Source organism: Nitrospirota bacterium (assembly GCA_004296885.1).
Taxonomy (GTDB): domain Bacteria; phylum Nitrospirota; class Nitrospiria; order Nitrospirales; family Nitrospiraceae; genus SYGV01.
Window position 1 is genome coordinate 556,821 of record SCVN01000023.1, and the last position, 20,570, is coordinate 577,390.

At 63.6% G+C, this 20,570-nt stretch carries 18 protein-coding genes; all 18 read right to left on the bottom strand.

Annotated elements, in window-relative coordinates; all coding sequences use genetic code 11:
- Window positions 1-11 precede the first annotated feature (11 nt).
- The 18 genes from EPO61_15750 to aroF all read right to left on the bottom strand — a co-directional run bounded on the left by EPO61_15750 (window position 12) and on the right by aroF (window position 20,496).
- Entirely contained in the window at window positions 12-401 is a 390-nt protein-coding gene (locus EPO61_15750; GenBank protein ID TAJ07406.1) for a hypothetical protein, read from the bottom strand.
- A gap of 51 nt (window positions 402-452) precedes the next feature.
- Entirely contained in the window at window positions 453-899 is a 447-nt protein-coding gene (gene fliS, locus EPO61_15755) for a flagellar export chaperone FliS (protein ID TAJ07407.1), read from the bottom strand.
- 40 nt (window positions 900-939) lie between these two features.
- Window positions 940-3,246 (bottom strand): hypothetical protein, encoded by a 2,307-nt coding sequence (locus EPO61_15760; GenBank protein ID TAJ07408.1) that lies wholly within the window; start codon window positions 3,244-3,246, stop codon window positions 940-942.
- A gap of 32 nt (window positions 3,247-3,278) precedes the next feature.
- On the bottom strand, window positions 3,279-3,623 hold the full coding sequence (locus tag EPO61_15765; GenBank protein TAJ07409.1) for a flagellar protein FlaG: 345 nt from the start codon (window positions 3,621-3,623) through the stop codon (window positions 3,279-3,281).
- A gap of 69 nt (window positions 3,624-3,692) precedes the next feature.
- On the bottom strand, window positions 3,693-5,549 hold the full coding sequence (locus EPO61_15770) for a hypothetical protein (GenBank protein ID TAJ07410.1): 1,857 nt from the start codon (window positions 5,547-5,549) through the stop codon (window positions 3,693-3,695).
- Window positions 5,550-5,780: 231 nt separating this feature from the next.
- Window positions 5,781-6,002: a hypothetical protein gene (locus EPO61_15775; protein ID TAJ07411.1), complete on the bottom strand. Its 222-nt coding sequence runs from the start codon at window positions 6,000-6,002 to the stop codon at window positions 5,781-5,783.
- A gap of 102 nt (window positions 6,003-6,104) precedes the next feature.
- The gene (locus EPO61_15780; GenBank protein TAJ07412.1) at window positions 6,105-6,851 is read right to left on the bottom strand and encodes a hypothetical protein; all 747 of its coding nucleotides are present in this window, start codon (window positions 6,849-6,851) and stop codon (window positions 6,105-6,107) included.
- 32 nt (window positions 6,852-6,883) lie between these two features.
- On the bottom strand, window positions 6,884-7,645 hold the full coding sequence (locus EPO61_15785) for a hypothetical protein (protein ID TAJ07413.1): 762 nt from the start codon (window positions 7,643-7,645) through the stop codon (window positions 6,884-6,886).
- Window positions 7,638-8,402 (bottom strand): hypothetical protein, encoded by a 765-nt coding sequence (locus EPO61_15790; protein ID TAJ07414.1) that lies wholly within the window; start codon window positions 8,400-8,402, stop codon window positions 7,638-7,640. Before EPO61_15790 ends, EPO61_15785 begins: the two co-directional genes overlap by 8 nt.
- Window positions 8,399-11,923, bottom strand: coding sequence for a DUF115 domain-containing protein (locus EPO61_15795; protein ID TAJ07415.1), 3,525 nt, complete (start codon window positions 11,921-11,923; stop codon window positions 8,399-8,401). The genes EPO61_15790 and EPO61_15795 overlap by 4 nt, the downstream gene beginning before the upstream one ends.
- A gap of 21 nt (window positions 11,924-11,944) precedes the next feature.
- Window positions 11,945-13,411, bottom strand: coding sequence for a class I SAM-dependent methyltransferase (locus EPO61_15800; protein ID TAJ07416.1), 1,467 nt, complete (start codon window positions 13,409-13,411; stop codon window positions 11,945-11,947).
- Window positions 13,412-13,420: 9 nt separating this feature from the next.
- Window positions 13,421-14,872 carry a class I SAM-dependent methyltransferase gene (locus tag EPO61_15805; protein TAJ07417.1) on the bottom strand — a complete coding sequence of 484 codons (1,452 nt, stop codon included), beginning with the start codon at window positions 14,870-14,872 and terminating at the stop codon, window positions 13,421-13,423.
- A gap of 104 nt (window positions 14,873-14,976) precedes the next feature.
- Window positions 14,977-15,657: a hypothetical protein gene (locus tag EPO61_15810; GenBank protein TAJ07418.1), complete on the bottom strand. Its 681-nt coding sequence runs from the start codon at window positions 15,655-15,657 to the stop codon at window positions 14,977-14,979.
- A 99-nt stretch (window positions 15,658-15,756) separates the two neighbouring features.
- Entirely contained in the window at window positions 15,757-16,485 is a 729-nt protein-coding gene (locus EPO61_15815; GenBank protein ID TAJ07419.1) for an acylneuraminate cytidylyltransferase family protein, read from the bottom strand.
- Window positions 16,482-17,195: a glycosyltransferase family 2 protein gene (locus EPO61_15820; GenBank protein TAJ07420.1), complete on the bottom strand. Its 714-nt coding sequence runs from the start codon at window positions 17,193-17,195 to the stop codon at window positions 16,482-16,484. The genes EPO61_15815 and EPO61_15820 overlap by 4 nt, the downstream gene beginning before the upstream one ends.
- 88 nt (window positions 17,196-17,283) lie before the next feature.
- Window positions 17,284-18,321: a hypothetical protein gene (locus tag EPO61_15825; GenBank protein ID TAJ07421.1), complete on the bottom strand. Its 1,038-nt coding sequence runs from the start codon at window positions 18,319-18,321 to the stop codon at window positions 17,284-17,286.
- Window positions 18,322-18,416: 95 nt separating this feature from the next.
- A complete protein-coding gene (locus EPO61_15830; GenBank protein TAJ07422.1) occupies window positions 18,417-19,526 on the bottom strand; it encodes a shikimate dehydrogenase in 1,110 nt (369 codons plus the stop codon).
- Window positions 19,527-19,632: 106 nt separating this feature from the next.
- Window positions 19,633-20,496: a 3-deoxy-7-phosphoheptulonate synthase gene (gene aroF / locus EPO61_15835; GenBank protein TAJ07423.1), complete on the bottom strand. Its 864-nt coding sequence runs from the start codon at window positions 20,494-20,496 to the stop codon at window positions 19,633-19,635.
- Window positions 20,497-20,570 lie beyond the last annotated feature (74 nt).

A 20,570-nucleotide genomic window follows, 5' to 3' on the forward strand; every position in this document is an offset into this window, starting at 1 on the left:
CGTGCCAGACCTTAGCCCTGGGTATGCATCATCCCCTGGGCATGGAGCGCCACGCCTGCGTAGCCGGCCATGGCGACGCTGCCTGCCTTGGCGGTACAGAGCCACTCCTGCGTCTGCGCCTTCCAGGCGGTAATCCTTTCTTGGTTTCTTTCCGAACGATTGATCGCGTCCCGCATCAACAGGCCGAGCGATTCCAATGCGGCCTCCTCGCCGGCCAACCCGCCCGTGACTGCCTGGGCCTCCAAATCCGCCAGGACGTCGCGCATCTCCGCGAGCACCAGCGCCGAGGCCGCCGCCACCGCTTCCAACGCCTCGAGGTCTTCCCGTTCGATGGCTTTGGCGCCACGATCCAACAGGTCAAGGTAACGCCGATACGGGCTCTCAAGCTGTTGCTGGTACATCCTTGTGCCTTCCTCCGGCTTCCTCGGCCGGCTGACGGTTTCACCATCCTGCTAGCCGACGCTGTTGAGCTGCCGCATGGGGACGCCGGGCTTGACGTATCCGGCGGGCGGCTGCGCCCCGCCGGCCATCTGCTGCGCCAACCCCTTCCATCCCTGCTGCAACTCCTCCAAGAGACGGGCCACTTCCGCCATCGGTTTGGGATCATTCTCGTAATTGGCGACGGTGAGCTGCTGCACCATGTAGGTGTAGAGCTGGTCCAGTTTGGCCGCGATTTCTCCGCCCCGGTCCTTGTCCAGGACGGCGTGCAGCTCGGTGATGATATCCACCGCATGACAGATCGCCTTGGCCTTGTCCGCGAGCCGACCTTCCTGAACCAACCGGGCGGCGTCGCCCAGCCGCGTGATCGCCTTGTCGTAGAGCAACACGACCAGTTCGATCGGCGAGGCCTGTTGGAGCTGGTTCTGGCGGTAGACCTGAATCTTGTGCGTAACAAGCATGAATCCCTCCTGAGGCGTTCGCACCAATGATCGCGAGCGATTATCGTTTACTGATCGAGGTCGCCAAATTCTGCAGTGCCGAGAGCGAGTTGTTCACCGCCTGGCTCTGGGTTTGGAACTGCCCCAGCACGCTCTCCAGCCGGTTGAACTGGTCGCGCAGCCGTTTTCCCTCTTCGTCGATCGCCGCGCTCTTCCTGGCGACGTCCTTGTCTATCAGCGCAATGCTGTCGGTCAGCCCGTTGACCCTGGCCTGGATCGGCCCGTTCACCCTGGTCGTGACGTCAAGAAGGCTGGCCACCCGGTCCGAGACGCCCGCCGAGACCGTGACGGTTCCGTAAGAACCGACCGTGGTCACCGGGGCCTTGACCTTGAGGCCGCTTTCCAGCCCCCCGCCGGCGGTCAGTACCTCGCCGGCCCCGGTCGCCTTGTGGCTGTTGATGCGACCGGCTACGTCCACCCCTTGGGAAGTGAGGGCGGTCGCGCCGATCCCCGATTGATTGGTTGCGGCCACGGTCGAGAAGGCCACCAGTTTGTAGTCGTCACCGTAATTGGTGGCGGTAATCTGCAGCGTGCCACTGTTGTTGGAGGCGCTGGCGGCGATACCCTTGGTGGCGAAGGCGCTGTTGAGCCCGTTCACAATGTCGCTGATCTTGCTCCCCGCCGAGAACGTCGCGCTGGCGGCAAGAGGCGTGTCGCCCGACACAGTCGCGTTCGAATAGAGACTCACCGTGATGGTCTCGGCCGCCGTGATTCCGCCGGCGGGGACGGTGTTGCCGCCCGTGATCGTGGCCTTCGTCGGCACCTGGGTGACCTCGACCGCATAGGCGCCCGGTTGGGTGTCGGCGGTCTTGCTGACGTATTGGACCAGCGAGTTGCTCGGCACGCCCAGTCCGACGAAGAGCCTGGTGACATCCCGCAAGCTTTTGGCGACGGCCGCGTCGAACTTCGACTCGTCCAGCGTGAGTTGCCCGGTCGTCTTGTTGGTGCTGACGCCCACCTTGCCGAGACTGTTGATGTCCGTGCTCGCGCCGGGGACCACCGAGGTAATCAGGCTCTGAAGCCGCCGTTGGAGCATGAGGGCCGTGCTGTCCCCCAACAACGGCTTGGCGCTGCTGCCTTTGGGGTCGTACGACAGTTGCCCCTGCAGATACTTGATCGCCGTGTTATAGCCGGAGATAAAATCTTTGACTTTGGTCTTGATGTTGCTCGTATCGGATGAGACCGTCACATTAACGGTCTCGCTGCTGGCTGCCTTTAAAAGGTTCAGCGTGACGCCCTGGATCGCATCGGTGACGGTGTTGCTGGCTTTCGTGAATGTCAGGTTCCCCACTTGCACGACCGCATCCTGGGCCGATTGCAGCGTCGGATTGAAGACATCCACCGAAAAGGTGTCGTCGGCAACCAAGGTGCCGGCCCCGAAGGCGAGCTGGACCCCTTCGTTCGTCGAATTGGAAGCGGCCGCGCTGTCGATGTAGTTCGTGAGGGCGCCCTGGGTTGTGATCGCGTTGGACCCGTTATAGGTTGCCCCGTTGGCCCCCAGGTAGGTGATGCCTCCGTCCGTCGAATATTTGTAGGTGGCGGCCCCGGCCGCGCCGCCAGCGACGATTTTTACCAAAAAACTCTTATTTGTGGTGCCCGTGTAATTGTTGCCGGAATTGGACGAGACCGTGCCCGCGAAGCTATTCGTCGTCGCAGCATAGGCCGCTTCCACTTGCTTGTTGGCGAAATCCAGGTTCGTCGGGTTGCTGGAGATCGTGATCGTATTGGCCGAACCCGAGTTCTTGGCGGTCAGGACCAACCGATAGGGATTCGAGCCGGACCCGTCGCTCAGGATGGAGGCCGTCGCGTCCCCGGTCTGCGCGTTGATCAGATCCCGGAGCTGCGTCAAGGTCGTGGAGGTCGTCACCGCCACGCTGGTGGTCTTGCCGGCCGCGCCCACTTTAAAGGCGAACGTGCCGGCGGCGCCGGCGACCGCGGTCGTGCTCTGGTCCACAAATCCTTGGGACGCCAGCACCTGCGCTTGCGCAAGTTGGTTGACTTTGACCGCATAGGTCCCGGGAGAAGCGGAGGTGGCGACGGATGCCGACAGCAGATCCAATCCCGTGGAAGACTTTGTGACCGAGACCGTATTGCTGTTGAAATTGGCCAGAGCGGCCAGAGCACCGGCCTTGTCCTTGAGCCCGGACATTTGCACGCTTAAGTTGTTGAGTTCGACGCCGGTCGCCGTCAGCGCTTGTTTTTTCTGGTTCAACAGGTCGATCGGGCGCTGCTGAAGCTGTAAAATGTTCGCGATGAGGTCGTCGTATTTGGTCCCGGAGATCAGACCGGTTGAAGAAGTAATCCCCATGTATGCTCCCAGACCTACTGTGACCCGTCAGATCAGACCCGTTGATTGAGAAACAAGCCGGCCACGGCACGGAGACGAGCGGCGATGGACAACTGCTCCGGCGACGGGACTTGCCGGATCACCTTGCCCGTATTTTCGTCCAGCACGCTCACGACGATCTGGTTGGTCTCATCGTCATGGGCGAATCGGAACGACGTCGAGGCGGCTGCCAAGGCCCGATTGGCTTCTCTGATCGCGTCCTCGACGGCGGCACTTCCACCGGAAGTTGCCGCCACCGGCGAGGATGCGGGGGCGGGATGGGTCGACGTCCTGTCCGGGGCAGAGGCCGTCAGCAGCCCTCCGGCACCGTTTACGACTGGATGGAGGTCATTGCTCATAACGCACCTACTCTCGCTGCGGAGTGGGGAGGAGGGATCCCCTCCCGGGAATCCCTCCTCCGTCACCGCTTACCGTCCCAGGAGCTGGAGAGCCACCTGAGAGGTTTGGTTGGCCTGAGCCAAGATGGCCGTGCCTGCCTGCGTCAAGATCTGCGCCCTGGTGAACCGGGCCGTCTCGAACGCATAGTCGGCGTCCCTGATCCGCGATTCGGAAGCCGAGAGGTTCTCGGCCGCGGTGTTCAGGGTCTGGATCGTCTGCGTGATCCGGCTTTGGACCGCGCCGATGCTCGACCGCGTGACGCTGATCTGGTCGATCGCCGCGTCAATCGAAAGGATCGCGTTCGTGGCACCCGACTGCGTCGAGATGTCCAGCGTGCTCACCTTGTTGGTGCTGTCCACGGCCACCGTCCTGGCCGTCAGGTTGGTGCCTGAGGAATCCGCCCCCAAACGGCTGACCGTGGTCCCGCCGATCGTGAACGCACTCTTCGAGTTCAGCGTCACCGTCCCGCGTTGCACGTTGGCGCTGTTGGTGAACGTCAAGCCCAGCGCGGTGGTCACTGCGCTCAGCCCGTTATTGGACACCGTGATGTTCCGGCCGTCCTTCGCGGTCAACTTGAGCTTGCCGGCTGCGTCGATGGAGGCCGACACGCCGGTGCTGCTCGTCTGGGCGTTGATCGCCGACGTCAAGGCGCCGTTGCCGTCACTGGCTGTGACCGTCACCGCGCCGATGTCCACGCCGTTGATGCGGAAGTCGCCGGCGCTCAGCGTGACGGCTGTGATCGCCCCGCTGCCCGTCACGACGTTCGCATCGGCCGTGGCCGACACCTGGGTGGTGTTCTTCACCGCGTTGATCGCGGCGGCTTTGGCGATCGCCGAGCTCTCGCCGTTCCGTGTCACCACCGCACTCGCGGTGTTGGACGCCAGGAAGCCGCTGGCGATGGTCCCGATTTCCGACCCGAGGATCAGGGCCAAAGCCGTGCCGGCCGCGCCCTGGCAGCCGGAGAGCGTGAGGTTCCGCCCGCCGCTCACCGAGACGGTCACGTAACCGGTACCGGCCGCGCCCGTGCCGCGGAGGCTGACCCCCACCACGCTGGCCAGAGCCAGGTTCGTGTTGACCGTGTTGATCACGCCGGCCGTGAGCGATCCGCCCGAGGCCGCCGTCGTGGAAGTGTAGGCGCCCACCAAGATGGTCGCCGTCGTGGCGCCGTTGCCCACGACCAGGAACGTGCTGGACGTGCTGGTCACGCTGGCGACACCGCAGGCGATGTTCCCCGTGAACTCCACGACCGAGTTGGTGTCGTCCGCGCTGTCGGTCACGACGTTCGTGCCGTTGACGGTCACCTGACCGGCCGTGATGTTCCCGCTCTGGCCGTTGAACGCGCCGTCTTGCAGGTACGACGTCAACGTCGCGCGGGTGCCGAGGCTCTTGGCCCGGGCATCGCTGATATCGAAGCCGAGGGTCTGGTTGGCGTTCGCGCCGATCTGGAACACCCGGCCGCTGTAGGAACCGTCCAACAGGTTGGCGCCGTTGAACTCCGCCGTATTCGCCACCCGGGTCAACTCTGAAACCAACTGCCCTGCTTCCGCGTTCAGCGTGGTCCGGTCGGCCGCCGTGTTGTCGTCGGAAGCCGACTGCACCGCCAACTCACGCAACCGCTGTAGAATGGTGGTGCTGGTGTTCAAGGACCCTTCCGCCGTCTGCACCAGGGAGATCGCGTTGTTGGCATTGCGCGCCGCCTGCTGCAGTCCACGGACCTGCGCATTCAGCTTGGTTGCGATGGACAGGCCGGCCGCGTCGTCGGCGGCCCGGTTGATCCGCAGACCGGACGACAGCCGTTCCAACGATCTGGAGAGCTCGCTGTTGGACACGCCGACGTTCCGCTGCGCGTTGATGCTGGAAAGATTGGTATTGACTGTGAGTGCCATTGCGAATCCTCCTTGAAGGGTATGGTTACCAACGCATCCGTGCTGGTAACGTCAAGTTAGTTGTTCCGCTTGCCAGACTCATTCGCACCGTTGCGCTCCTTCACCCCCTTTCGTGGAGCTTGTCGAACGAGGCTGTTATCGGAGGTTCTTCCTGACAACTTGACCCCCTGTTTCGTTCCCGGAAACAACGTTCATCTCCCTGCACAAACGGACAGGAACCGACAGGCCCGATCAGTTTCCTTCCACACGGGCCAATGCCGGTTGAGCGGCCCGGCCCGCCTTCCGGTCTTCCCGCGCCAACACTTCCAGAAACCAAGCCAGGTCGCCTTTGCAGCTCGTGCAGTAGAGGCCGGGGTGGTGTTCGGAGGGCCGGTTGAAATACCCCTCCCTCCACAGCTGCCTCACGTCTTCATACGTCAGGTTCAGACAGTAGCAGAGCATGTCTCTTGCCATAGTATCCTCGTCCTTCGACTTCGCTCGAAACGACACGGCGACGCGGAGACACGGAGATCGCCCCCTCTCCCATTCACCGCGTCACCCCTTCCCCGCGTCTCTTTACATCACGCATCCCGGAGCACCGCTTCCGGCTCCGGCTGGTTCTCCCAGTTCCCCCGTTTCCTCGCTGGGCTTGAATGTCTGCATCAGATGTTCCAGAAACGTGAGGGTCCCGGTGCGCCGGTCCAGGCCGGCCACATAGCAGACCGGCTTTGCGTCACCTCTGATGGTCAAGTAGCGCAAGGGGTCGTTGCCGGGATCATCCGGCAGATCCACGACCCGGTGGGCCAGCGGCGGCAGGGAGACGACAAACCGACGCACCTCCTTCGTCGTGACCACCCGCACCTCAGGCTCAATCACGGCATGTTCGGACACATTCCCCAGAAACAGCCGGATGCCCAGCCAAGGCGGAAGGGGGCCGAGCGGAAAGTACCCGTAGTTGGGCTGGTAGGTAATCGCATCCGTCAAGCCGAGGGCGACATCCAACGGATAGTGGATCGGCGAAGCGCCGGGACCAGGCTGATACAAGAACCCGTACTCGTAGGGGTGCCGCTTTCCCTTGAGATCGTAGGTCACCTCGGTCAAGACCATGGCGCTGTCGTCCCACACGGGCAGGACCGTTCCGAGATCCACCACCGTGTCGTCTAATGGAAGGTTGGTCGTCGCCAGGTCGCGACCATCCGGAGCATAGAGGAAGGCCCGGACCCCCGTGACACCGCACCGATCAAACCGATCGTACGGATGCACCAGCTCAAGGTGCTGGCTGGTGCCGGGGATTAAGAACGTGGCAAACAACATCTGCCGCATGACGGTCCTCACGTGCGGCGCTCAGCGCGCCCTCACTTGATGTGCTGGATCGAGAACGCTTCCGCTGCCGCTCCGTCGCGCTCGCTCAGGGTATACAAGTCGTAGGGATAGGTGGACTCCACCAGAAAGCGCGCAGCGGTCCCGTCAAAGACCGTCCCTTCCAGGAGGCGATTGAGACAGACGATCTTGCATCCGAGTCTCGGGATGTCGGCGGTGAGCGTCGAGACCCGTCGCCTCTCCGTCAGCCGCGAGATCGCAATGCGGTTGTCCCCGCTGCCTCGGTTCATCAGGAACAGGGACAAGAGCGCCCCCGGCTGCAGCGGAAACGGGATGCAGCGCACGTGCCGCCAAGCCGATTCCTCGAGCGGGTGCCGGCGTGAATGGCAGGTAGCGAAAGTTCCGGGCCCCACGATCTGGAAATGGTTGAGGGTATAGGGGCCGCGAAACACCAGGAGGCCATATTCCAGGCCGGATTGAGGCGTCAGCCCCAAGGACAGACGCCAGATTTCACCCGGCGCCACCCGCTTGGCGTGGCTGGCCAACAGCGTTCCGTCGGCCGCATATTGATCCACAACCCGTTCCACGCCGGCCTGCTGTTCCAACTTCCGGCGCCGGGCGGCAGCGATCGCCGCCGATCCGGACGGTACCCCCAGCGAATGGATCAAGTCGGAGACCAGGACGTGCGTTTCCAGGCTCTCGGTCCTGAGCCAGGGGCAGAACTCGACCGGCTTCCCTTGCGGGTAGGTGATGCGGGCGGCCTGTTTGTACTGGTGCACTGCCGCAAGTTCAGGCATGGGAGGCGTTGCCTTCCGGGGATATGCGCCACAGGTAGGCTTCATCGGGTACCAGAGCCCTGGCCGGCTGATCCGGTCTCAGGGCATTTTTGAAGCCGCCCCTTCCCTCCAGGAACCGTCCCCCGGGGAACAGGGTCTCGGCGACCTTCCGATAGGTGGCCGCATCGTGCAGAAACAGCATGCCTCCCGGGCGGAGCACTCCTCGCGTGGCGATGCGCTCCAGTGTCGGAATGCGTGCACGTCCATCCACGATCGCCACATCGACCGGCCCTGCAATCGCCTCCAGATACTCGTGAAACTCCTCGGCGGTCCCGTCGCCGGTCATCCCCGTGGCCTGCCGGAGCAGGAGCTTGACCGTCAAGGGTCCGGCCAGGAACAGCGAGTCCACGTGCAGCACCGGCTTGGGATAATACTTGGGCCGGAGCGGGCCGATAAACCGCCGCTGCTCGACGGGAACGCCCCCCGCGTGCAGCGTGAGGAGGCGTCGAATCCACGCTTCCACGACTTCGAACCAGCTCCAGTTATGCTCGATCCCGATGTAGGTGCCGCCGGTCGTCCGGATCTGGTCGCACAGGTGGTAGGTGGAGAGGCCGATCCCGGTTTCCAAGATGGTCGGCCGCTGGACCGTGGCGATCGTTTCCTGGAGCGCCGCGAAGACCGTCGGGCTCATGTTCGGCTGAAGCCCCTTCACATCGGCATAGGCCAGCGAAAGATCCGGACGGTGCTTGAGCATCACGGGGTCCACCGCCGCGTTCATCGTCCCTCCATCGCCAACGCCGGTTTCGCGGTCGTGGTCGCTTGCCGGTAGGCCGCGGCGGCCTTGAGGATCAATGCCACGTTCTCCGGATGACGGCGCAGCGCCTGCTCGAACAGCTCTCCCGCCGACATATAACAGGAGACCTGATAGAGCAGGTCTCCCGCCTCCTCGCAGAGAGACGGGTCGAGCGCGGCGGCGGCGCACAGAAACTCGGCGCCCTGATGAACCTGGTCGTGACGGAGCGAGAACAATCCCAGCTCCTTGAGCAGCGAGGGGCTCTCGGGACAAGCGGTCAGGCCTTCCTCAAACACCGCGACGACCGCCTGCAGATCTCCGGTTGCTTCATAGTGCCTGGCAAGGCTTATGTAGGCCTCCGGGCCGGTCGGCGCCACCCGGATCGCCTCCGTCAGTTTTCGCTCCGCCCTGGTCCGGTCGCCGGCCAGCCGATAAAATTCCGCCTCGGCTCGAAGCGCGTCGGCTCCGGAAAGCCTCTGCGCGCGCGACTCCAGCACCGCCCGCGCCTCGGCTGTCTTGACGGCCCAGGCATCGGTTTTTTCACGGCAGAGGCGGATCAGTTCTCCCACATTCATATAGCGGGGCGCTCGCGCCGCCACCTGCTTGAGCAGCGGCAAGGCCTCATGCGGCCGATGGCAGCGGTAAAGAATATCGCCCAGGTGGAACAACGCCTCCAGGTGCTGCGGCGCTTCCTCGATGAGCCGCCGGTACAGCTCCTGGGCGCGGGGATAATCCATGAGCTGCTTGTATCCCAAGGCGATCTGAAGCCGCTGCTCGACGGTCTCGGACGGAAGCCCGAGCAGCCGCTCCACTTCGTCCAATCGTTGCAGGAGGAGCTTGGTCCCCTCCGCGAAGGGCGTCAGCGCATCCTTGAGGCCTCGGTAGTAGGTCAGCGCTCGCTCGATCTGCCGCTTGAAGCGCTCCTTGGGATCGGCAATCTGGTCGATGGACAGGGTGGACTCCCGCGTCATATAGAGTTCCAGGAGATAGGCCCCCTCGACCAGCAGACCCATGAGTTCGTGGCGCCCTTCCATCAGCTGGCTCTGTCGCTCGGCCATTTCGGACAAGTACTCCGCCCGCTTGCTATTTTCTTTGCCTCGCTGGATCACCCGCTCGGCACGTTCCACGTAGGTCAGCATTTTCTGCGCGACCTTGAGCGTCTCCTTGGCCTCCGCGTCAATCCGCGCGACCTCGGCGCGCAGGCCGGCCCGGTCTGTTTCGCCCGGCGCATCCTTCGACACGGACGCGAACCGCTCGGCCACGCCGATGGGCTCCACGGGGCAACATTCCGCCAGGGCGTCCCGCAACGTGAGCACCTCGCTCCCCTTCAGGCCCAGCCCGCCCTCCGTCGCGTTGATGACTCGCGCGGGACTCTCCCGGATCATGTCTTCGAGGATGATTTTGAAGCTCCGGAACAGCGTCGACGTCTCGACCGGCCGCCCCAGAATATCCACCGCCTGCTCCCGATCCTGCGGCGTGCCGGTGACGCTGGACGGACTCTCCTTGGTCAAATTACCGGCGTGTTTCTTGTCGCGATAGAAACAGAGGTCCTGACCGACAAAGATAATGGGGTCGGCGCCGAGGAGCGTGGCGGCATTGAAGGCTTGATGGGCGCTGGACTGCGACCGGTGATCCACCCGCCCCTTCGAGGCCCAGAACCGGCTCAGGAACTTGTAGAGCGTCAGGTGCGTATCGGTGGTGAAGCGGCGCCCGGCGAAGGTGCGGAAGATGTCCGGATAATTCGCCGGGTGGCAGATCAGGATGGAGTCGGGATCCATGGGCAGGTCACGGAACTTCCGGTAGGTCATCTCGTGCGGATCGGCCGTGATCGTAATGTCGGGCACAATGCCGTTCGGCACGAGCATGCGCAGCACCGTGTCGCAGGCAATGATGACCGCCCGCCCCTTCGCGTCCCGCAGGAGGTCAAAGTTGGCTTCCAACGAGGGCCCGGCTGAGACGATGATGGCGGGCTTCCCCTTGAACAGACCGGTGAAGCGGGCCACCCCCGGCATGTCCAGGGTGAGGTGGGCGTTGTCCAGGACATTTTTCAACATGCGCAGCCCCAACCCGCCGATCGTATTCCGGTTGATTTCCAGCACCTTCATCCGTTCCTTCACTCGCTCTTCATAGCGGGCGTAGAGAGTCTGGTGCCACCGGGCGCTGAACCCGCAGCGGACGATGCGCAGCTTGTCGGTGACGAACATCGGCTTGCTGCAGAGGCTGAGGATATAATCGAGCCGCGGCAGGTCGTCCCCCACCACCAGATGCACCCGCTCGTCGTTCAGCAACCCCGTCAGATCCTGATGAAACATGGCCGCGTGGAAGATGCGGGGGTCGGCCTCGCAGACGATCAGGACGTGACCGCGATTCAGACGACTCAAGACTTCCGTGGCCAGGTAGCCCAGCCCCAAGCCCAGGAGCACCACCACGCCTTCGACTCCGAAATCCATGCGTTCCACAACACGCCGGGCGATGTCGCGCGGGTCTCTGTCGTAGAGGTGTCGCGGCTCCCCATGCGTCCGTTCACAGAGGTTGAGGTATCCGCTTGAAGTCTGCTCCACCGTCACCGCCGAGAGGTCCGCATCCAAGTCCGGGGGACGGCCCCGGTCCTTGTTGATCGATTTGAGCGCGGCGAGGTTGCGCGCGTACTGGCCGTCCTCGGCCGTGAACTCGCGGAAATACCGGATCACCCGCTCCGGACTGTCGCCCGCTCCTTCGCGCCAGCCCGTTCGCACCTCCGCCTTCTTGGCCAGGACCAGGAGCCCCTTGTGGTCATAGGTCTGCGCGACGGGGGTAAGTCCATTCCGCTCCAGCAACAGACGGAGGGTCGGCAGGGAAAAGATCCAGAGGTGCACCGCCTGGAGCGTCTGCGGATGGACCGGACGCAGCGGGCGCATCAAGGTCGGCACGCCGATAAACACGTGGCCGTCATCCTTGAGGTTGATGCGCGCCTGGCGCAGGAGCGCATCCGGGTCCGGCACATGCTCCAGCACCTGCGAAAACATGATCAGGTCGAACGTCCGCCCCTCGTACGAGCCGGGCCCGTAAAATCCGGTCTGCACGTCCAGGCCGAACGACTCCCGCGCATGGGACGCAAAGGTGTCGGCCGGCTCGATCCCGCAGACCTGCCATCCATATTCCCGAAAGACCGAGAGGGCGACACCCGCCGCACAGCCGACCTCCAGGAGGGACGGGGCCGGCTGGCCGTCCTGCGGCAGCCCGAGTTCCTTGGCAACCCATTGATACCGAGCCAGGTAGACCTTCCGATTGGCCTTCAGGTAGGCAGGATCGGGGGCATGGGGCCGCAATTTGTCCCCGTAGAGCGTCGTGAGCTCCTGCTCATCCAGCATGGGGTTGGTGTAGACGAAACCACAGCGCCGGCAGACCACATAGGTGACGGGCGTTTCGTGCAGATGGTCGAGATGCCGGTGATACGGATCCTGCTCGTAGCGGACCAGGAGTTCTCCGTCGCTCGCTCCGCAGATCAGGCAGGCAGTGGCTTTCATTGCATATCCTTTCCAGGCTGGTCAGCCCCGTGCACAGATGGTCTCCGTGGAATCCGGGTCAGCCGACGGGTCTGTCTGGCGGCGTGAGCCGATTTTGAGCAAGACGTCGAACTCTTCGTAGAAGGGGTGCCTCATCGATCCCACTTGAGGATCCTTGAATTTCCTCGCGCGAAGGGTTCCCCGCTCCCGGGCGATCCGGCGGATGAAGCTCACATCCGATCCGACGTGCAAGGTCACACGCGGAGAGCGGAACAGCGTCGAGAGGTCTCGGCACCGGATCGCCGTGGCAAACAAGCTCGGGTCCGCTTCCCAGATCAGAAGCTGACAGGATGGAGGCAGGTGCGCATCGAGCAATTCCGCCAGGTGTCCCAGGCCAAGACCCATCAGCAAGACGTGGTCGATCGAGCCATCCGGCATTAGTCCGCCCGACAGACATCGATGGGCCCTGGCCCGACTCCCTTCCGCCCCGTAGAGCCAGGCGATGGCCCCGTCCGTCTTGTCCTTCCCTATGTTGTCGATCCCCTCGTCTGTTTGGTTGGCATGGAACTGTCGCGTGTCATGCCACTTGCAGGCTTCCTGCAAGACCGGCTCGTGGTGCTCGACGAGCGCGGCAAGGTTCCGCCCTAACAGGACCGCTTTCTCAGGGCTGAAGAGCCCCCGATACAGGGCATGCACCGCCCTCCAATCGTCTTTCTCGCGCCAGTCCGGCGTCGGCGGACCATCCGCCTTCATGGCCAGTACCCGCAGCCCTCTCGGCTGATGGGTCTCAATGGTGACCACTCTAAACCCGCACCGTCTGAGATAGGCTCGGAGCGTCCGCGATGAAAACAACCTCACATGGTCGCCCCCGAAAAGGCCCGGGTAGAGCTTGCGATGAGGAGCCAGCACATCGGGAGTCCCGATGAAGAGATAGCCGCCGTCGGTGAGCTTCTGCCGGATCGCCTCGAGGACGGGGGCTGGGTCCAGCACATGTTCGATGACGTGGGAAAAGAGGATGAGATCGAACTGCCGGCCGGGAAAGCTCTCGCTCGTAAAGAATTCCGAGCGCAAATCCAGGCCGAACGCGCGCTTCCCATAGTCGATCCACTCCCCTCCTGCGTCCAGTCCGACGGCATTCCAGCCTTGCTGGACGAAGGGCCGCAGGAACATCCCCGTCGCACAGCCGATGTCCAGCACCGACCGGTCCCGGCCGCTCATGCCGGTCTTGGAGGCGATCCACGAGAAGACCTCCAGGGCGCAGACCCGGTTGGCGTTCAGATAGCCGGGGTCCGGTTGATCGGGGCGATACCGGCTCGTGTAGAGCAGATCCATCTCCGCTTCGTCCATCATCTGGTGCTGATAGACGAAGCCGCAGCCGCAACACACGACATAGTGAACGGTGTGATCCGTTCTTGCAGGCAGCCGCTTCAGGTACGGGTCCCGTGGAAACGAGACGAGCTCGTTACGGGATGGGCTTTCGCAAATTGGACAGCAGGCAACTTCGTGCATCGCCCCTCCTCAGTTGGTCCTGCCGGTCACGGATGCCACGGCAACCGGCTGTGGTTCCTGCACGCCCAACAGATCGATGAAGCCTTGATAGAGGTCTCTGTTCCACCGGCCGGCCGAGGCGGTTACAAACAGCCTGGCAAGGCTCATCATCCGCCGGCGCTGGGCCGCCATCAGGTGAACGTGGCGGCCTACCAACAGGGTGACTTGCGCAGAGGCCCAGAGAGGACTCAGATCCACGGCCATCAGGACGGCCTTGGCCAAGGCGGCATCCGCCTCCCAGATGACCAGATGCTGACTCTGCCGCAGGCGTCCCGCGAGCGCCATGGCCAGTTCGCCGGACCCCAGGCCAAGCTGGACCAGCGTGGCTCCCTCCGGCAAAGAACACTGGTCGGTTTCGACATCCACCGGCCGGAAGCCATCCAGCTCCCCCGAGCGAACGACCGGGATCGCCACGCCATCCTCGTTCGTCACGAGCAGGCAGAAGCCGCCCTGCAGGCCTGGCTCAAGCCGGACGTGCCGATCAGGGACCTTCATGCAGAGCGCCTCGATGGCCACCCGCTGTCTCCGCGCAATGGCGGCGAGGTTGTACCCCAGAAAATCGGGCGAGTCCGTGGCCCCCAGACCCCTGTAGAGGGCATGAACAGCGGCCGCATCATCCACCGGTTGATCCGGCACCCCTTCCATGGGCCGCACGATGATCCCCTGCCCATAATCGGACTGGAAAAACAGCGAGGCTTCGGTTCTGAACCCGCTCCGAGCCAAGACGGTTCGCAGCGCACGCCGGCTGTAGAGCCGCACATGGGCGCCGGCCAGATGGCCTCGAAAGAGCTTCTCCTTCGAGGGAGGCTGCAGGAGGTCCGGCGCAGCCACGAACAACAGGCCGTCCTCCGCCAGGTGACGGTGCATCGTCCGAAGCATCGGAATCGGGTCGGGAATGTGTTCGACCGTATGGGAAAACAGGATCAGGGAGAAGCGCCGCCCCGGGAACGACTCCGGTCCGTATTGTCCGGTCACAATCGTCTGATCCGTACCGTCCACCAAGCGCCGGGCAAACTCCGTCCAGGCTGGCACTGGGTCGATCCCGAAGACCTGCCAGCCTCGTTCCTTGAAGGCCGCGAGCAGGCTGCCCGACCCGCAGCCGATATCCAGCACCGTCCGGCCTTGCGTCCTTCGCTCAGCCAGCGGCGCCAGATCGTCGCCGATGGCCCGCCCTCGTTCGATTTCTTTGGCCAGCGCCGTCTCCGTCTTGAAAAAGGGGCGGTAGTCGTCGGTGTACAAGCGCTCCAGATCGTCGGCATCCAGGATCGGGTCCTGGTAGACATGCCCGCAGGCTTCGCAAATGACGAAGCGCACGACGGCCCGATCCTGCCCGCTCAGGCGGTTCGCGAAACGGTCCGCGTCTTTCCTCGCGAACTCATTGGCGCGCGTCGAGCCGCAGATCAGACACCAGCCAGGCTGCATCAGATTTCTCCACGATCAGCAATCCGTATTCAGCCGTCAGCTCTCAGCTCGACACCGTGCCAAGCCTCTTCTCATTCTCGCCGAGGGCTGACGGCTCCCGGTCTTCAACGTAATACCGAGGTCAGCGTCAGATGCCGGGCCAGAAACAAGCCGACCTCGTCGCGCGTATCCACCCTCGCGCTCAGCGTGCGCAGCGGGATCAGCCCGACTTTCTTGCCGAGCCGTTTGCCGTCCAGAATGAACGGAGCGCGCGTGGCGGTCACGATCCCGCCCATCTCGCGATACAGGGGTTCGCGGTTCTGCCGGGGCAGGTCCTCGGCGTCCCCCACGCGCACAAGCGATCCGTATCGGTCCATCCGCCAGAACGTCTGGCCCTCCTCCACCGCCGTGAACACCGAGTCCAGTTCTTGATCAAGCAGCACCTCCAGCACCTGGTCGATCAACCCCTCTTCCCGGATGGGATGCGTGATCTCCAAGAGCGTCACGATGTCGGTCCGGTACCGCTCTTCCCGTTTCAGCCATTCGACGCCGTGTTTGAGCACCTGCCCCAAGGTCACGTCACGGCGGCTCAGTTCGACGGGACGGAGGAACGGGACCTCCGCGCCGCAATCCTGCGCCAATCTGGCGATGTCCGGATTGTCGGTCGTGACGATCACCCGCTCGATCAGCCGCGAGGCCTTGGCCGCCTCCACCGTGTAGGCCAGCAGCGGCCGCCCGCCCAACTTGAAGTCCGGCTGGCCCTGCGGGTCGTCGCCGCGGATCGGGATGATGGCGATGGTGCTCATTTACAAACTCACAAGAGCCTGAAGAGCGTATGGCTTATGGCCAGCGATGCAGAGCTCCGATCTTTCTTGCCATAAGCGATAGGCCATTAGCGCTTCTCCTCAGTCGTTGACCGTCCGCTTGCCCTGGCGGAGGATTTCTTCCGCCAACCAAAAGTCGAACTCATCGTGGATGTCCACACCGGTGCAGTAATCGTCGGTCACGACCAAATCCACCCGGTCGCCGAGCCGGCGCCCTTGCTTGATAAATTTCGCCCTGGTGGCGCAGGCCAGGCCCGTGTCCTCCCGATACAGAGCTTCCCGCTTTTGCCTGGGCCCGTAGCTGATGTCCGGAGCCAGCCGGATGCACTTCCCGTCCTGCTTGCGCCAGAAATTCTTGTGGGTCTTGTAGGCGGCGAAGACCGAGTCCAGACTCTCGTCCTCCAGCAGCCGTCGGACCACCTGCTCCACCAGCCGATTCTTCCGGAAGATGTCCGTCGGCTGGAAGAACACCACGATGTCGGTTTTGTAACCCTCCTCCCGCTCCAGCCACTCGACGGCATGGGCGAGGACCGGCTCGGTCGGCGTGTCATCTTGAGCCAAGTCGGGCGGCCTGATGAACGGGGCCTCCGCCCCATATTCCTCGGCCACCGCCGCGAGGGCCGGATCGTCCGTCGTGACGAGGACCCGGTCGATCAAGGGACAGGCCTTGGCCGCTTCGATGCTGTAGGCCAGGAGAGGCTTCCCGTTCAGCACCCGGCGGTTCTTGCCCGGCAGACCCTTCGATCCACCACGAGCAGGAATAATTGCAACAACATGTACTTGTGCATGATTCTTCATGTTTTGATTCATCGCTGTGCTCCCCGAAGAACTTGCGGGCCAACCGGTTCTGGACGGCCGTTGTGGATCAGTTCGATCACCCGCACCACACGATCGGCCCGCTTGCTGTCCCCGCCGTGATTGATCCCATGGTGGTGGTACACGGAGGCATAGGGCTCGTAGAGGATTTTGTGGCCCTGATCCAGGACCCGTCGGGCCCAATCCCGATCCTCGACGCCTGCGATCTCTTCGTCGAACGGGATGCGCTCCCAGACCGACCGGCGGATCATCGAGTTGGCGTTGTGGAAAAAGTAATCCTTTTCCTGCACCCGGCGTTCGAGCCCGAACACCGTCAGCAGATCCCGCTTGTCCAGACTGTTGGTGTCGGGCAGCGGCTCTTGCTTGCCGTACACGCCGGCCACGGCCGGATCGAGTTGAAACCCCCGCCAGAGACGATAGAGCCACTGGTCGGTGGCTGGAATGCAGTGGCCCGACACCATGGCGATGAAGTCCCCCTTGGCCGCCTGAATGCCGACGTTCAAGGATCGGCCAAAGGTGAACTCCCCGTCCGAGATGGAGACCACCTTCACTTCGAACCGGCGCACAATGTCGAGGGTCGCGTCGGTCGAGGCATTGTCCACCAGGATCACCTCGTACTCGGCGAAGGCCTGCCGGGTGATCGCGGCCAGGCAGCGCCCGATCCACTTCTGCTCATTCTTCGTGCGGACAATGATGGAGATCATTCCGGGCAACCCAGGTTGAGGTTAAGGTCGAGTTCAGACTTCGCCTCCGCCGTAGCCCTCATCTCAGCCTTAACCTCAGCCTCAACCTTCATGAGAGGTCCAGCATCCCGAAGGTGATGAAGTCGTCCGGCTCCAGGTCGTACAACACTTTCTTCCCGACCACATCCGGCGCGAGTCTGGGGCTCAGGCCTCGATAGGGCGCTTTGAGGGACAGGAGTTCCTCGGTCAGGACCGTGCCGGCGGGAATCGCCCTGGCCGCCACCAGCGAAACCTGGTCGTCGTCGAACGTGTCGCTTTGCGCCGCGATGAGCTTCTTGCGAATATCGGCCAGCGGTTCCTTGTCCGTCTCCCGGATCGTGGCCACCAGCCGGCTCATCTCGGCCGGACTCAAGCCGCCGCCGCGCGGGAGATCCAGATCCTTGTCCAGGGTCAGGGCTTTCTCGATGACCGAGGCGCCGAGCCCCAAGGCACCCATCACCATGGTGACGCCCGGCTCGTTGTCCGTGTACCCCACCCGCCGCCCGAACTGCTCCAGCCAGGCGACCACGCCCAGGTAGGCCAGGTTGACCTCGAACGGTTTCAAGAAGACGCTGTGCAAGAGGGCCAGGTTGTGCCCGTTGAACAATTCCACGGCCTCTTCGATCTCCGCTTCGGTCAGGAGCCCGGTGGCGAGGAACACGCGCTTCTGGCGTCTGGCCATGGCGTGGAGCAACGGCCAGTTGCTGGCGGCCACCGCATCCACCATCAGGCCGTCCGGTTCCAACGCATCCGCCACGGCCAGCGAGTCGAGCGTGAAGGGCGCCACGACAAAGTCCACCCGGCCGGCGCAGTAGTCCCGCAGTTCCCGCAAAGCCTCCGGCGAATACTCCAATTCCTGGGCGACGCCGCGCACGGTCTTCCCCAACCGGGGGTACTTCAACAAAGGCCGGTCCAGCACGGACCGGACGACTCCCTGCTCGGCCGACCGCTTGTCCAGCCGGATCGCGTCGCAGCCGCTCTGCACCGCCGCGTCCACCAGACGCTTGGCGGCATTGAGGTCGCCCAGATGGCTGTCCGTGATGCGGGCCAGCACATAGGAGCGACGCCTGCTTCCCTGTATGCCGCCGGTTCGTTTTGCCTGCGCCATGTTCCCTCGAAAATTGACGATTGTGGAATTGTCGATTGACGATTGACCGGAACGCTCAATGCCGCTCAATCGTCAATGCTGGCAATCGTCAATCCTCACCACACCGAACACATCCGCTCCACGATGGACCGGTAGGTCGTCGTTTCGTACCGGCCGGCCTCCTCGAAGTGGGACTGGAACACCCAGTGAAAGAGGGCGTCGGCCGCCTGGCAGATATTCATCCCCTTGCCGTTCAGCGTCTGGTGCCCCGACAACCGCGCCTGCCGCAGCAAGGTCGTTTCCAGCGGCGAGTAGACGATATCCAGGAACCGGACCGAAGCGGGAACCTGGGTCATGAGCGATGCGGACCGGAGGTTGTTGTTTTGAATATCCAGCAACGAGTCCCTGTAACAGGCTTCATAGACGCTCCGGGGGTCTTGACCCGCCGCGGCACGGACCTGGGCCGGATTGGAGTTGACCAGCGGCGAGTAGGGCTCCAGACAGATGACCCGGCCTTCGGTCAGGAGCCTGACTCCCGACTGTCCGACGGTCGTCGCATTGACGACCAAGTCGACCTTCCGCGCCGTGATCCCGATCGCGTTGGACTCCACGTAGACCGCAGTGGGATTGACGCTCCGGATCGACCGGCACAGCTCATCCCCGCTACTCCGGCTCCGGTTCGCCACATAGAGCGTCCCCGCCCCGATCGCCTCCGCCAGATACCAGGCCAGGGCCTTGCCCGCCCCGCCCGAGCCGATCAGCAGCACCCGGCTCCCCTGCAACTGCCGGATGAAGGGCTCCCCCTCCGCAGAGAGCGGCGTGGTCAAACTGGCCAGACCGCCGGATCCGTCGGTGTTGGCGCCGACCAGCCGGCCGTCCTTCCGACGCACCACGACGTTCACCGCGCCGATGGACTTCGCCCGACCATCCAGTTCATCGAGGAGCGGAATGATCGCGGTCTTGTACGGCATCGTAACGCTGAAGCCTTTCATGCGCTGATCCTGCCGGACCGCCTCCACGAATGCCGCCAGGTTCGCCGATGCGACGTCGAAGGGACTGTAGAAAGCGTCGAGGCCGATCGCCTGCAACACCGGATTCCAGATCGAGGGACTCTTGGCATATTTCGACGGATTTTCCCCCACGATGCCGGCCAGCCACTGCGATGACGTGGCTCGGGCATCCAATTGGTTCGTCACGACGTCTTGCAGCGAACAGGTCTTCACCATGGCCGTCTCCTTCAATGCAGAATGATGAATGCTGAACGCTGAATGGAAGAATCGGGTTTCAAAGATTGTGATTCATCGTTCAGCATTCACCATTCACCATTCATCGTTACGCCGCCCGCCCCAGGACCGCCGCGATCCCGCGCACCTCGGTCATGAGCTGTCCAAAAGCCTTGTAGTCGAGCGCTTGCAGCGGGTCCACCGCCGCCTGAGCCGGAACCGGGTGCACGTCCAGAATCAATCCGTCCGCCCCCGCCGCCACGGCGGCCCTGGCGATGGGCGCGACATACTCGCGCCGGAACGTGGCATGGCTGGCATCCACGATCACCGGCAGGTGCGTGAACTCGTGCAGGGCCGGCACCGCCTGCAAATCCACGATGAAGCGCGACGCGGGCTGGTGGGTGTGCGGCGCGACGACGCCGCGCTCGCAGAGGACCACCCGGCTGTTCCCGTTGTAGAGCAAGTACTCCGCTGCGCCGAGCCAATCCCGCAAGCTGGAGCCGTAATGGCGCTTGAGCAGCACCGGCTTGCCCGTCTTGGCCACCTCTTCCAGCAAGGGAAAGTTCTGCATGCTGCGCGAGCCGATCTGGATCATGTCCACATAGCCGGCCACCATCTCGACCAGCCGCACATCCACGACTTCGGACACCACGGGCAGACCGGCTTGCCGTCCCGCCTCCTGAAGAAACGCCAGGCCCCGCTCCCGCAGCTCGAACATCTTTTCGTTGCGATAGGGGAACGTCAGGGGCTTGAAGGCCCCGCCGCGCAGGATGGCGGCGCCGGCGGCTTTCACCTGTTTCGCGATCGCCAGAACCTGCTCCGCCCCCTCCACCGCACAGGGTCCGGCCATGACGGCGACCCGGCCGCCGCCGATCTCCGCCGGCCCGACCGACACGATGGTCCGATGGGTCGGTCCCTGTTTCGCCACGAGCCGAAGGTTCGTTTTCAGGTCTTGTTCGCTGATGTCCTTCATCGGCCCACCGGGGCGGCTTCGATCAGCGACGCAAGACTGGAGGCCTGCACGTCGGCCGACTGAATCGCCGCCGC